We start from the raw sequence: 13,347 nt of genomic DNA, 5'->3' as shown, positions 1-13,347 counted from the left end.
CCCTGCGGCCCCGCCTCGCATTCACCGTTGCCAGAAGGGCCGCTCCCCGCGAGCGGTGGTCGCCGCGTGAGCCAAGCCGACATCCGGTTCGAAAGGGTCAGCAAGTCCTACGGCATTCTGGATGTCGTGAAGGAACTCGACCTCACCATCCGCCAGGGCGAGTTCCTGAGCCTGCTCGGTCCGTCCGGCTCCGGCAAGACCACGATCCTGATGATGCTCGCTGGCTTCGAGACGCCGAGCGCGGGCACGATCTCGCTCGGAGGAGTGCGGATCGACCCGCTGCCGCCGCACAGGCGCAACATGGGCGTCGTGTTCCAGAACTACGCGCTGTTTCCTCACATGAGCGTCGCCGCGAACGTCGCCTTCGCGCTGGAGATGCGCGGCATCAGGCGCGCGGAGATCGAGATGCGGGTTTCGCGCGCGCTCGACATGGTGCAGCTCGGCGCGATGAAGGATCGAAGGCCCGCCCAACTGTCCGGCGGTCAGCAGCAGCGCGTGGCGCTGGCCCGCGCACTGGTGTTCGAGCCTTCCGTGGTGCTGATGGACGAGCCGCTCGGCGCGCTCGACAAGCAGTTGCGCGAGCAGATGCAACTCGATATCCGCGCCCTTCACAAGCGGCTCGGCCTGACGGTCGTCTTCGTCACCCACGACCAATCCGAAGCGCTGACCATGTCGGACCGTATCGCCGTCTTCAACCACGGTCGGATCGAGCAGATCGGCAGCCCGCGCGAGATCTACGACCATCCGCGCTCGCGCTTCGTGGCCGAGTTCGTCGGGGAAACCAACCTCGTGGAAGGCACCTTGGCCTCGGCGGGCGCGGAGGGCACCACCGTCGAACTCGCCGGGGGCGGAACGATCCGTGTCCAGCCGTCGAATCTGGGGCAGGATGCCGGACGGGTCCTCGTTTCGATCCGCCCCGAGCGTATCCTTCTTGGGACCGACGCTACGACCGGGAACAGCTATCCGGCGACCGTGACCGACGCTGTCTATCACGGCGATCACCTGCGCGTTCAGCTTGACGAGGGAGCGTTTGGCTTCGTCGTCAAGACGGATCGCAAAGGCGGCGAGTTCGCGCCGGGCGACAAGGTCCTCGTGTCCTTCGCGCCGTCCGACTGCTGGATGCTGCCGGCATGAGCGAGCCGACGCTCACGGCGCGCCTCGGCGCACTGGCGTTGGTGGCGCCGCTCGCGCTGTTCCTCGCCCTGTTCTTCGTCTGGCCGCTGGCTTCCATGCTCCGGCAATCGGTGCTCGACCCCGTGGGATCACAGGCATTCCCCGCGACGGCGAAGATCGCGAGTGCTTGGGACCGCCGGTCCGATCCGCCGGACGCCCTGAAACGCGCCTTCGTCGACGATCTGCGCGCTATCGAGGACCAGCAGTTGCTGGGTGATGCGACCCGCCGGCTGAACAGTGCCCAGAACGGCTTCCGCACGCTGATGAGCCGGACGGTGCGGGCACTCGCGGACGAGCCGGGACCGATCGATCTTGTCGCTGTCGACAAGCGCTGGGCCGACAGTCGCTTTTGGCGCGCGATCGCCGACTCCACCCACCTCTATACTGACCGCTATCTCCTCGCCGCCGTGGATCACGCCCGAAATCCGGCTGGCGACGTCGAATCCCTTCCGGCGGGCGAGTCCGCCAACCGGGTAATCCTCATGCGAACCCTCGGCATCGGGGCGCTCGTAACACTGGCTTGCGCCCTGATCGGCCTTCCTTATGCGATGTTGGCAGCTTCGGTGGAGGGCTGGAAGCGCCAGTTGCTGCTCGCCGCCGTGCTGCTGCCTTTGTGGACGTCGCTCCTGGTGCGGACTGCGGCGTGGTTCATCCTTTTGCAGGAGAAAGGGCTCATCAACGAGACGTTGATGGCGCTCGGTCTCGTCGCGAGCCCTCTCCCTTTGATCTTCAACCGCCTCGGCGTCGTGATTGCCATGACGCATGTCCTCCTGCCCTTCATGGTGCTGCCGATCTATTCGGTTCTGCTGTCGATCCCGCGCAACCTGATGCCGGCCGCAGCCTCGCTCGGCGCTCCGCCCTGGCGCGCCTTCCTGCGCGTGCTCCTGCCGCTCAGCCTGCGCGGCGTTGTGTCGGGCTCGCTTCTCGTCTTCATGTCGGCCATCGGCTACTACATCACCCCGGCGCTGATCGGCGGAGCGCAGGACCAGATGATCTCCTCCGTGATCGCGTTCTATGCCATCGGTTCGGCCAACTGGGGCATGGCAGGCGCGCTCGGGGCGATCCTTCTCGTCGCGACGCTCGCGCTCTACGCGGTCTATGGGCGCCTGTCCTCCGACCCGGTGGTGAGCCGCTGATGCGCGCCTCAAGCCTCGCAAGAGTGTTGTTCGGCGCGCTCGCAGTTCTCTTTCTCCTGGCGCCGCTCATCGCCATCCTGCCGCTCGCCTTCACGTCGAGCCTGTTCCTGACCTATCCGATACCGGACTATTCCCTGCGTTGGTTCGCCGAACTGGTGAACGCGGATGTCTGGCGGATGTCGATCCTCAACAGCCTGATCATCGGCTTCGGCACGACGCTTTTGGCCGGAACCCTCGGCACGCTGGCGGCGCTTGGCCTTCGCGGAAACGGACTTATTGCACCCGGCCTGTTCCGCACCGCCTTTCTTCTGCCCATGGTGGTGCCGGCGGTGGTGCTCGGCGTCGGCATGCAGGTCTTCTTCGTGCGCCTTGGACTGGCGAATTCTTATATCGGCGTCATCTGCGCGCATTCCGTCGTCGCCGTCCCGTTCGTGGTGGTGTCCGTGTCCGCTTCCCTTGTGGGCATCGACCGGCGCGTTGAACGGGCCGCTGCGAGCCTCGGGGCGTCACCCTTAATCGTCTTCCAGCGGGTGACACTGCCTCTGGCAACGCCCGGCATCCTGTCGGGCGGCATGTTCGCCTTCGCGACATCACTCGATGAAGTCGTGCTGACGCTGTTCGTGGCAGGCCCCAACCAGCGCACGCTCGCCCGGCAGATGTTCTCCTCCATCCGAGAGAATATCAGTCACGCCATTGCCGCAGCGGCGTTTCTATTCATCTTAGGAACGGTGCTGATCGCCGGTCTGGCGCTTTTCCTGCGGCAGCGAATGGCGGCCACCCGGCCGGCTTGACGTCTCGGCCGTTCGAGAACGGCTTCACGCCGCGCCCTTGTCCTCCCTGCGTCTCGCATCGGCGATCGCGGGGCGGATGGCCTGCGCCGCTTCCCGGATGTCGGCCCGCATCGCCTCGGCCGCGGCGCCGGCATCGCCCCGGCCGATGGCGTCGATGGCTTCCGCGTGGCGGACATGCCCCGAGACCGAAAGCTCGCCGCTGCGCACGATGTTCATCAGCGGTCCGTAACGCATCCAAAGGAGTTCGATGAGGTCGATCAGGTCGCCGTTGCCGCATTTCTGGTAGATCGAGAAATGGAATTCCTGGTTGAGCCGCAGATAGGCCTTGCGATCGTCGGACGCGGCCTTGTCGTCCATCTCCCCGTTGATCGCGGTGAGCGACCGCGCCAGCTTGCCGCAACCGGCTTCCACCGCCAGCCGCACCGCCTCGCCTTCGAGCTGGAGGCGGAGCGGCAGAAGAAGGTCCAGCCGCTCGGTGGTGGCTTCCGGCACGCGCAGCGAGCGGCGGGGCAAAGCTTCGATGGCGCGCGCCAGAACGAGCCGGCTCGCCGCTTCCCGAACCGGCATCTGGCTCGTGCCGAAGGCTTCGGCGAGCGCCGGCAGCGTCAGCCGCTGGCCAGGCACGAACTCGCCGATCATGAAGCTCTGCTTCAGTTCGTTATAGACATATTCAAGGTCGGAGGTGGGGCGACGGGCCTCGAAGGCCGGTAGCGCGTTGTTGTTCGCTTTCACTTGCGCTCGATCCTTATGGTGCCGTCGCGATGGGCTATCCGGCCCGGACGTCCCTGATATCTCTCGCAATGCACGTACAGCGGGAGGCGTTCAAAGGGGAATGAAGAAGTATCGCAAGATGAAAGACGGGGCTTCCCGTCCTGCGACGATGTTCGCATGCCGCCGTTCATCGGGTCGGCTCGTGCTTGCCGGAGCTGCTTGGGTCTTCGCAAGTGCGAAGGATGTGCAGTTGCGAAGAAGATTTTATCCCACTCAACTTCGCCTCGAATGCTTGAAATCTCGGCATTTCCGGCCTCGTATGCCGCCATTCGCGGCACCCTTCAATAAAATATCTGATCAGATATCATTGCCGTTGACAACGTGTTTTGAACGGCCCTAACCTTCGAGGCAACAACAAGCAGAACGGCAGTCAAGATCAGCACAACCGGGGACGCGGGTCCCATGGGGGAGGAAGGCAGCATGACACGCATGATCGGCGGTGGCGTCACGCGGCGCCAGATAATTCGCACCGGCGCGGCGCTGGCCGCCGGCCTTGCGGCCCCCGCGCTGATCGGCTCGCGTGGCTTTGCCGCCGAGCCCGAGCGCATCAAGCTCGGCATGGTCAACCCGCTGGAAGGCGAATGCGCGCAATGGGGCATCCCGATCGTGCGCGCCGGCCAGATCTGGGCCGACGAGCATAACGCGCAGGGCGGCATCATGTGCGGCGACGGGCAGCGCCACATGATCGACTACTTCAAATACACCAATGTCTGCTTCTACCCGAACGAGGAACTGACGGCCTTCCGGAACGGCATCCTGCAGGACGGCTGCAAGTTCATGTTCCAGACCTATACGCCGGCCTCCCGCAAGGCGATCGCCCGCATCGCCACGCAGAACAAGGTTCTCACCAATTCCTACGGCGGCGGCTTCATGAGCCCCGACTTCCCCTATCTCATGGGCGGCATCACCGGCTCGCCGACCGCGTTTCTCGGCCTCGTCTCGCACGTCCTGGACAAGCAACCGCAGATCAAGCGCGTGGCGCTGATGTTCACGGACAATTCCTTCGGTCTTGCGGGCCGCGCCTATACCGAAGCGGGCTGCGCGCCCTTCGTGGCCGACAACAAGATCGAGGTCGTCTACAACGAGGTCTTCGACCCGAACACGACCGACTATTTCCCGCTCTTCGGCGCGGTGATGAAGACCAAGCCCGACGCGATCTTCTTTTCCGACCTGCCGCCCGGCAAGCAGGCGATCCTTCTCGAAACGGCCAAATCCCTGTCCTTCGACGGGGTCTGGATGTCGCATTCCTGGGACCTGCCGCAGATCGCCCAGCGCGTCGATCTCGCCAGTCTCGAAGGCCGCCTCTACTGCGGCTTCGGCGTTGATGCCTCCGAGCCGACCTTCTCGAAGAAGGCGCACGAGATGTACCAGTCCTACGTCAAGCAGTTCGGCGCGGGCGAATGGATCGGTTTCGCGGGCCTCACCTATTCCGCCATGTCGACGCTCGACCAGGCCTTCGCTCAATCCAAGTCCATCGACCCGACCGACGTGATGGAAGCACTCTACGCGATGAAGGGGATGGACCACCCGATCTACGGCAAGTCCGACTGGTCGGGCAAGGACATCTTCGGCGTCGATCATCACCTTCTGACGCCGACGCCGAAATACGTCGTGGAGAAGGGCGCCTTCGCCTTGTCCGGCGTCGTCAGCGATTTCGACTGGTGGCAGCAGCACAAGGCGGCCGCGCTGCCCGTCCTGCAGAAATACAAGATGACGGAAGGCTGACGGGCGCTCGCCCTCCTCCTCGAACGTCACGCAACTCCGATCCCTTCGCAGCCCGGCGCGCCGCTTCGGCGCGCCCGCCGGCGGAGCCATGCCAGAAGCAGTGGGAGACATGAATGGCACGCGACGACATCCTCATTCCTCCGTTCAAGACCGAACTCTTCGCCGATCCGATCCGGCCGGAAGAGATCGCCGGCCTGCCGGGCGCCCTGGACAAGGGGGTCGAGGACATCGATCCGGTGACGTTCTCCGTGGTCTATGCCCGCGTGGAAGGCATCATGACCGAAATGACGCAGACCATCCTCGCCACCGCGCGAAACCCCATCCTGCACGGCGCCAAGGACTTCACCTGCTGCCTTCTCGACACCTATGGCGCGTCGATCCTGTCCATGGTGGACTGCATTCCCGTCCATGTCGGCACGATGAGCCCGCCGCTGCGCTTCATCATCCGGGCCTTCGGCGAGGACGTGCACGAAGGCGACGTGTTCCTGAACAACGCGTCCTATGCCGGCAACTCGCATGTCGGCGACTTCACCATGTTCGCGCCGATCTTCTTCGAGGGAAAGCTCGTCGCCTGGGCCTGCTCGAAGTGCCACCTCCTCGACATCGGCGCGCATCTGCCGACCAGCATGGACCCCTTCGCCAAGGACATCTACGAGGAGGGCTACCATTTTCCGGGCGTGCGCCTGTGCCGGGACCACAAGCCGATCTCGGACCTCGTCCGCTTCATCGCCTATAACTTCCGCTATCCGCAGCAATGGCATGGCGACTTCCTGGCCCAGCTTTCCTCGCTTTGGGTCGCGGAAGCGCGCGTGATCGAGCTGTGCCAGCGCTTCGGCTACGACACGTTCAAGGGCTGCCTGACGGAGGCGCTTCGCTACGGCGAGCGCGCGATGCGCGAGGAAATCTCCAAGCTGCCGAAGATCACGGTCACGGAAACGCTGAAAAGCGAATGCTTCGAGAACTATATCGACGAAGCGCTCGAGTTCAAGATGACGCTGACCATCGATCCGGAGGAAGGCTATATCGACTTCGACTATTCGGAGATGCCGGACCAGATCGACTTCTCCTACAACCTTTCCTACGCGACCTGCCGTTGTTCGGCGATTCAGGGCACCTTGCCGGTGCTGTCGCCCGACCTGCCCTATAACAGCGGCGCGCTGGACCGCATCCGCGTGAAGCAACGCGAAGGGGCGATCGCCGGTATTCCGCGCTGGCCGGTCGGCACGGAGGTCGCGACCGTCGGCCTCAACGACGAGGTCACCAATCTCGTGTTCAAGACCTGGGCCAAGGTTCTGCCGCACCGCGCGCTCGCCGGCATGGGCGAGCATCCCGCCGCCAACCACACGGGGGCCGGCGTCGATCCGCGCAAGAACAACCAGCCCTACGGCCACCTCCATTATCTGGCCGCGAGCGCGGCCGGCGCGACGGAAGGCTATGACGGCCTGCCGCACATGTTCGGCCACTGCATCATGGGCAACATGGGCTACGAATCGCTCGAGATCCACGAGCAGTCGCTGCCCCGCATCATCTGGGAGGTGAAGGCGGAAGCGGATTCCGGGGGCGCGGGCAAATGGCGCGGCGGCATCGCGATGTCGCACCGCCTGCAGCCGATCGACCACGACATGCAGCTCATCTATTGCGGCACCGGGCATACCTGGCCGGCCTTCGGTCTCTTCGGCGGCGACGGCGGCACGGTCGCCGACCACTGGCTTCTCGACGCGCAGACGCAAGGCGAGGAAGCGCATCTGGAGAACATGGGCGAGATCATCTGCCGGCGCGACCAGCACTGGTACGCCAAGACCGGCGGGGGCGGAGGCTTCGGCAACCCGCTGGAACGCGACCCGGAGAAGGTCCGCGACGACGCCCGCGACGGCTTCATCTCGTTGGAAGCAGCACGCGATGTCTACGGCGTCGTTCTCGACACCGAGCCGGAGCTCTTCGCCGTGGATGCCGGGGCGACCGAGGCTCTGCGCGCCGAGATGACCGCTCGTGGCAACTGACGCACCGACGACGAGGGAACGAACCATGAAGTACCGTATCAGCGTCGATGTCGGCGGCACCTTTACCGACCTCACCATCGCCGAAGCCGAAACCTTCACCCAGCTCGGCAGCCACAAATCGCCGACGACGCCGAAGGACCGCTCCGTCGGCATCCTCAACTGCATGACGCTTGCGGCCGAAGCCCTCGAACTCACCCTCGACGAGCTTCTGTCGCAGACCTCCGTGTTCTGCCACGGCTCCACCACGGCGACGAACACCATCCTGGAGATGAGCGGCGCGAAAACCGGCCTCATCTGCACCCGCGGCACGAAATACGTGCTGTGGCGCGGCGAGGGCCGCCGCCAGACCATGTTCGACTACAAGATGGAGCCGAACAAGCCGCTGATCCGGCCCTATCTTTGCCGCGAGGTGACCGAGCGCATCAACGCCGAAGGCCAGGTGATCTTAGCCCTCGACGAGGAGGAGGTGCGCGCCGAGGTGCGGCAGTTGAAAGCCTGGGGCGTCGAGGCCATCGCCGTCTGCACCATGTGGTCCATCGTCAACGACGCGCATGAAAAGCGCATCGGCGAGATCATCGAAGAGGAATGGCCGGGCGTCGACTACTGCCTGTCCTCCGACATACAGCCGATCATCCGCGAATATTACCGGACAAGCTGCGTCGTCCTCAACGCGATGCTGCAGCCGAAGGTGACGCGCTACCTGAACGGCCTCCAGGGGAAGCTGGTGGAGCGCGGCTTCAAGGGCGAAACGCTGATCGTCGTCTCCAACGGCGGTGTCGTGCCGATCTCCGAAGTCGCCAAGAAGCCGGTCTTCATGCTGTTTTCCGGCCCTTCCATGGCGCCGGAAGCGGGCTACTACTTCTCGGAACTCGAAGGCTCGGCCAACTGCATCACCGTCGATATGGGCGGCACGAGCTTCGACGTCTCGACGGTGCTGGAAGGCCAGATCACCACCACCAAGGACGGGCGCATCCTGAACTACCCGACCGGCGTCGCCTCCATCGAGATCGCGACGCTGGGTGCGGGCGGCGGCTCCATCGCCTCCATCGACCGCGCCGGCCTCATCAGCGTCGGCCCGCGCAGCGCCGAAGCCGTGCCGGGCCCGGCCTGCTACATGCGCGGCGGCACCGAGCCGACTGTCACCGACGCTTATGTGGTTCTCGGCTACATCCGGCCGGAATATTTCCTGAACGGCCGGATGCAGATCGATCGCGATCTCGCGGTGAAGGCCATCAAGGACCACATCGCCGATCCGCTCGGCATCACGGTGGAGGACGCCGCTCTCGGCATTACGCAGGTGGTGAACGAGAACATGATGGGCGGCATCCTCGACATGACGATCCGGCGCGGTGTCGATCCGCGCGAATTCGCAATGGTGACGGGCGGCGGCGCGACGGCGGTGCCGGTCGCTTTCCTCGCCCGCGAGATGGGGATCAAGAAGATCATCATCCCGCGCGAGACGTCGGTGCTCTGCGCCTTCGGCGCCAACAACGCGGCCATCGCGATGAGCGAGGTCGTGTCGAAATATGCCGACACCGCGAGCTTCGACTTCGACGCGGTGAACGAGGCGCTTGCCGCGATCACCGGCAAGGGCTCGGCCTTTCTCGACCGGATGGGCGTGCCGGAGGGCGACCAGAAGTTCGAGCTTTTCGTGTCGGCCCGCTACCCGATGCAAACCACGGAACTCGAAATCCCGATCACGCTCGACAATGGCCGCATCACCCCGGCCCGGCTTGCCGACATGGTGCAGATGTTCCACGACGCCTATCTCGCCCGCTACAAGACCAACGACCCGGCTTCCGACGTCGAGTTCCTCATGTGGCGGAACATGGCGACCTTCCAGCGCCCGAAGATCGTGCTCAGTCCCCAGGAGAAGGGACCGGACACCGCGCCGGATAAGGCGCTTTTGAGTGCCGGCGCGTCCTATTTCGGCGGCGGCAAGACGGTGGAAACCACGGCCTATGACGGCACGAAGCTCACCTACGGCATGACGGTTCCCGGCCCCGCTCTCGTGATCCTGCCCGACACCACCATCGTCGTGCCGCCCTTCGCCAGCTTGCAAACCCGCGAATACGGCTATTTCGTCATGACCGTCGACACGGAGATCCGCAAAGCCGCACCCGCCAAGCGCAAGCGCGAACTCGCCATGGCCCATTGATCGAGGCCCCGCCCCGCTCCCGCCAAACGGCTGGAGCGGGGCGGAACGGTGAATAAAACCCGCGAGGCGCGCATGCTCGACATCAATATCACGCAGGTCCTCTTCAACTTCCTCGCGCTGAGTTCCTTCTACGGGCTTTTCGCCGTCGGGCTCGCCCTCGTCTTCGGCGTCATGAAGGTCGTGAACTTCGCCCATGGCGAGTTCTTCATGATGGGCGGTTACGCGATCTGGCTTCTGTTGATGGGGCTTTTCGGGCTTCCGCCTTGGGTCGTCTTCCTTCTCGCGCTGGTCGTCGGTCCGCTCGCGATCTGCGTTCTCGGCCTCGTCGTGGAGAAGCTGATCTTCGAGCCGACCTCGGACGACGCCTTCAACGGTTTCATCGCCTCGCTCGGCTTGTCCTACGTCTTGCAGTCCCTTGCCGCGCTCTCCTTCGGCGTCGTGTCCAAAAGCCTTCCCGTTCTGATCCCCGGGCAGGTGGTGGTGGCCGGCGGCGTCCTGACCTTCCAGCGCCTCGCCGTTATTCTGGGCGCCGTTCTGATGATGGCCGGGCTCTGGTATTTCCTGAACCGAACGCCTTCCGGCCGCGCCGTCCGTGCCGCCTCGCAGGATCGCCGCGCCGCGCTTCTCCAGGGCATCGACCTGAAGCGCGTTCGCCTTCTCGTCATGGCGATCGGCGTCGGCATGGCGGCGGTGTCCGGCGTCCTCATGGCCAGCATCATCAATATCGGCCCTTATATGGGCCTGGAGGCGATCTGGAAGGCGTTCATCGTGGTGATCGTCGGCGGGCTTGGGAGCATCAGCGGCGCGATCGTCGCCGCGCTGATGTTCGGCTTCATCGACAGCGTCGCGATCACGGCGGGCTTCGGCCAATATATCGTCATCATCGACACCGTGATCATGCTCGGCGTCCTCGCCTTTTTCCCGCGAGGCCTGCTCGGGCGCGAAGCCCCGGCGCTGGAAAGCGGCGCGGTGAAGCAGCTCTTGCGCCCGCTCCGCGCCTTCGGCCCGGTCGTGAAGATCGCGGCCGCGCTTTTCCTCGCCGCCGCGCTGATCGCCTATCCCTTCCTGTCCTCGACCTATTATGTCGGGCTCGGCATCCTCTTCCTTATCAACGTGATCCTGGTGATCAGCTACCGCACGATCACCACGATGGGCGGCTGGTCCTTCGCGCATATCACCATGCTGGCGATCGGCGCTTATACGAGCGCGCTTCTCCAGACCGTGTTCGACCTGTCCTTCTGGCTGATCCTGCCGATCGCCGGTGGCCTCGCGGCGCTGGTGGCCGCGCTGATCGCCTTCCCGGTGATGCGCACGCGTCAGTTCTACTTTTTCCTGAGCACCTTCGCGGCCGGCGAGGCGATCCGGCAATGCTTCATCCAGTTCAAGGAGCCCTTCGGCGGCATCGAGGGCATTCCCTTCCTGTCGCCGCCCGGCGACCTTTTCGGCATCAGCTTCTTCGACACCGCGAACTACTATCTCCTGGTTCTCGGCATAGCGGTTCTCTGCGGCATCCTCCTTTATCTCTTCGATATCAGCCGCACGGGGCGCACGGTGAAGGCGATGGCCGAGAACGAGAACCTGTCCTCGGCGATCGGCGTGAACATCTGGGCGATGAAGACGCTCGCTTTCTGCGTCGGCTCCTTCTTCGCCGGCATCGCGGGGGCCCTGTTCGCCGCCTATAACGGCTTCGTCGCTCCGACCGACTACACCGCGCAGTTCATGTTCAAGGTGATCGCGGCCGTGATCATCGGGGGTAATCGCACTTTCTGGGGGCCGGTCATGGGCCTCGTGGTGCTCACCGCCATGGAGGAACTCCTGCGCGGCTGGGCCCAGCTCGTGCCGCTCATCTGGGGCCTCACCATCATCCTGACCGTCCTGTTCCTGCCGCAGGGGCTCGAAGGTCTCGCCCGGCGCCTGCTGGCGCGCCGCACAGGAAAAACCGGCGAACCCGCGCCGAGGGGGGAGGTCGCCGATGCTCTGCGTGCATGATCTGACGATGCGCTTCGGCAAGCTGGTGGCGCTCGACGCCGCGTCCTTCGACGTTCAGGAGGCGACGATCCACGGGATCATCGGCCCCAACGGCTCGGGCAAAACCACGTTCTTCAACCTCGTGACCGGCTTCCTGAAACCGACTGCCGGCAAGGTGACGTGGCAGGGACGCACGGTTTCCGGCCTGCCGCCCCATCTCGTGTCGCGCGCCGGCGTCGCCCGCACCTTCCAGAACACCAGCAACTACGCCAACCTCACGGTGCGCGAGAATCTGGTGATGGCGAGCCGCAACCGGATCGAAACGGGATGGCTGGCGCGGCTCGTGAACCTGAAATCCGCCCGCACCGAGGAGGCCGGGCACGGCCGGACCGCGGACGAGCTTCTGGAACGCTTCGGCCTGCGCGACATGGCCGATGCGCGCGCCGTCGACCTGCCCGGAGGCACGCAGAAGATCCTCGGCGTCGTGATCGCGCTCGCCACCGCGCCGCGCCTCCTGATGCTGGACGAGCCGCTGGCGGGCCTGAACTCGGGCGAAAAGGTCCGGCTGATGGAGATCATCCGCTCCATTCGCGGCGACGGCCTCACCATCCTTCTGATCGAGCACGACATGAAGGCGATCATGCGCACCTGCGACCGCATCACGGTGCTGTGCTACGGCAAGCTGCTGGCGGAAGGCACGCCCGCCGAGATCAGCCGCGACCCCGAAACCATCCGCGCTTATCTCGGCGAAGAGGTGGCGTGATGCTGGAAATCCGCGATCTCAGCGTCGACTATGCCGGCGTCATCGCCGTCGAGGGCGTGTCGCTTATCGCCGGCGACGGCAGGATCACCACGCTCGTCGGCGCGAACGGGGCGGGCAAGTCCACCACCTTGAAAGCGGTGTCCGGCCTGGTTCCGGCGCGGCAAGGGCAGATCCTCTTCGAAGGGGAGCCCTTGTTTGGCTTGAAGCCGGAAGCGATCGTGGCGCGCGGCATCTGCCACGTTCCCGAAGGCCGGGGCCTGTTTCCTTATATGTCGGTTCTCGACAACCTCCTCACCGGCGCGCATCTGCGCAAAGACCCCGCCGGCATCCGGGACGATCTGGAAAAGGTCTTCCATTACTTCCCGATCCTGAGGGAGCACCGCCACCGCGTGGCGCGCAATTTCAGCGGCGGCCAGCAGCAGATGATCGCCATCGGCCGGGGCATCATGTCCCGTCCGCGCTTGTTCCTGTTCGACGAGCCGTCCATCGGCCTCGCCCCGCTGATCGTGCGCGAGGTGCTGAACACCATCGCGACCATGGCGCGCGAGGACAAGCGCGCCGTCCTCCTGGTGGAGCAGAACGCCAATCTCGCCCTCGACATCGCGAGCGACGCTTATGTGATGGAACTCGGCCACATCACCCTGTCGGGAAGCGCGCGCGACGTGAAGGCGAACGAAGGCGTCCGCAAGGCCTATCTCGGCCTGTAGACCGGCGCGAAGGCACCTGTCTCGCTCGCTGCGTAGAGGAGCGAGTGCCTCTCCGCCTCCAGCCGTTCGCCGAAGAGCCCCACGAAGTCTCGGGTGATGTTTCGCACCGCCCGCGCGATTTCACGAAGCGAACTGGCTGCATCCGCTGCCTCGGC

At 64.8% G+C, this 13,347-nt stretch carries 10 protein-coding genes; 9 read left to right on the top strand and 1 reads right to left on the bottom strand.

Going from position 1 to position 13,347, the window contains the following annotated elements:
- The first annotated feature begins 66 nt into the window (after positions 1–66).
- Genes F9929_RS15580 through F9929_RS15570 form a run of 3 tightly spaced genes read left to right on the top strand, consistent with a single transcriptional unit; the run spans position 67 to position 3,100 of the window.
- Entirely contained in the window at positions 67–1,134 is a 1,068-nt protein-coding gene (locus F9929_RS15580) for an ABC transporter ATP-binding protein (protein ID WP_152047501.1), read from the top strand.
- Complete coding sequence (locus F9929_RS15575) at positions 1,131–2,309, top strand: ABC transporter permease (RefSeq protein ID WP_152047500.1); 1,179 nt, start codon at positions 1,131–1,133, stop codon at positions 2,307–2,309. Before F9929_RS15580 ends, F9929_RS15575 begins: the two co-directional genes overlap by 4 nt.
- Positions 2,309–3,100, top strand: a complete 792-nt coding sequence (locus F9929_RS15570) for an ABC transporter permease (protein ID WP_152047499.1) — start codon at positions 2,309–2,311, stop codon at positions 3,098–3,100. Before F9929_RS15575 ends, F9929_RS15570 begins: the two co-directional genes overlap by 1 nt.
- Positions 3,101–3,124: 24 nt before the next feature.
- Here the strand turns inward: F9929_RS15570 and F9929_RS15565 are convergent, their stop codons facing one another.
- Entirely contained in the window at positions 3,125–3,832 is a 708-nt protein-coding gene (locus F9929_RS15565; protein WP_235919345.1) for a GntR family transcriptional regulator, read from the bottom strand.
- 459 nt (positions 3,833–4,291) lie between these two features.
- Here F9929_RS15565 and F9929_RS15560 point away from each other — a divergent pair, with 459 nt between their 5' ends.
- The 6 genes from F9929_RS15560 to F9929_RS15535 all read left to right on the top strand — a co-directional run bounded on the left by F9929_RS15560 (position 4,292) and on the right by F9929_RS15535 (position 13,192).
- The gene (locus tag F9929_RS15560) at positions 4,292–5,596 is read left to right on the top strand and encodes an ABC transporter substrate-binding protein (protein ID WP_193227790.1); all 1,305 of its coding nucleotides are present in this window, start codon (positions 4,292–4,294) and stop codon (positions 5,594–5,596) included.
- A 113-nt stretch (positions 5,597–5,709) separates the two neighbouring features.
- Positions 5,710–7,596 (top strand): hydantoinase B/oxoprolinase family protein, encoded by a 1,887-nt coding sequence (locus F9929_RS15555; protein ID WP_152047497.1) that lies wholly within the window; start codon positions 5,710–5,712, stop codon positions 7,594–7,596.
- Positions 7,597–7,621: 25 nt separating this feature from the next.
- Positions 7,622–9,754, top strand: a complete 2,133-nt coding sequence (locus F9929_RS15550; RefSeq protein WP_152047496.1) for a hydantoinase/oxoprolinase family protein — start codon at positions 7,622–7,624, stop codon at positions 9,752–9,754.
- Between the two features lie 72 nt (positions 9,755–9,826).
- A complete protein-coding gene (locus tag F9929_RS15545) occupies positions 9,827–11,743 on the top strand; it encodes an ABC transporter permease (protein ID WP_152047495.1) in 1,917 nt (638 codons plus the stop codon).
- Positions 11,727–12,485: an ABC transporter ATP-binding protein gene (locus F9929_RS15540; RefSeq protein WP_152047528.1), complete on the top strand. Its 759-nt coding sequence runs from the start codon at positions 11,727–11,729 to the stop codon at positions 12,483–12,485. Before F9929_RS15545 ends, F9929_RS15540 begins: the two co-directional genes overlap by 17 nt.
- Positions 12,485–13,192, top strand: coding sequence for an ABC transporter ATP-binding protein (locus F9929_RS15535; RefSeq protein WP_152047494.1), 708 nt, complete (start codon positions 12,485–12,487; stop codon positions 13,190–13,192). Before F9929_RS15540 ends, F9929_RS15535 begins: the two co-directional genes overlap by 1 nt.
- Positions 13,193–13,347 lie beyond the last annotated feature (155 nt).

It is taken from the genome of Aureimonas psammosilenae (assembly GCF_009176975.1).
GTDB classification, from domain to species: Bacteria; Pseudomonadota; Alphaproteobacteria; order Rhizobiales; family Rhizobiaceae; genus Plantimonas; species Plantimonas psammosilenae.
Note: the sequence above shows the minus strand (reverse complement) of the source record. Positions and strands in the feature narration are given on the sequence as shown.

What these genes read in the sequence shown, in the direction of transcription:
- F9929_RS15540 (WP_152047528.1), top strand. Translation starts at nt 11,727, where the DNA reads ATGCTCTGCGTGCATGATCTGACGATGCGCTTCGGCAAGCTGGTGGCG.
- F9929_RS15555 (WP_152047497.1), top strand. Translation starts at nt 5,710, where the DNA reads ATGGCACGCGACGACATCCTCATTCCTCCGTTCAAGACCGAACTCTTC.
- F9929_RS15535 (WP_152047494.1), top strand. Translation starts at nt 12,485, where the DNA reads ATGCTGGAAATCCGCGATCTCAGCGTCGACTATGCCGGCGTCATCGCC.
- F9929_RS15545 (WP_152047495.1), top strand. Translation starts at nt 9,827, where the DNA reads ATGCTCGACATCAATATCACGCAGGTCCTCTTCAACTTCCTCGCGCTG.
- F9929_RS15575 (WP_152047500.1), top strand. Translation starts at nt 1,131, where the DNA reads ATGAGCGAGCCGACGCTCACGGCGCGCCTCGGCGCACTGGCGTTGGTG.
- F9929_RS15570 (WP_152047499.1), top strand. Translation starts at nt 2,309, where the DNA reads ATGCGCGCCTCAAGCCTCGCAAGAGTGTTGTTCGGCGCGCTCGCAGTT.
- F9929_RS15550 (WP_152047496.1), top strand. Translation starts at nt 7,622, where the DNA reads ATGAAGTACCGTATCAGCGTCGATGTCGGCGGCACCTTTACCGACCTC.
- F9929_RS15560 (WP_193227790.1), top strand. Translation starts at nt 4,292, where the DNA reads ATGACACGCATGATCGGCGGTGGCGTCACGCGGCGCCAGATAATTCGC.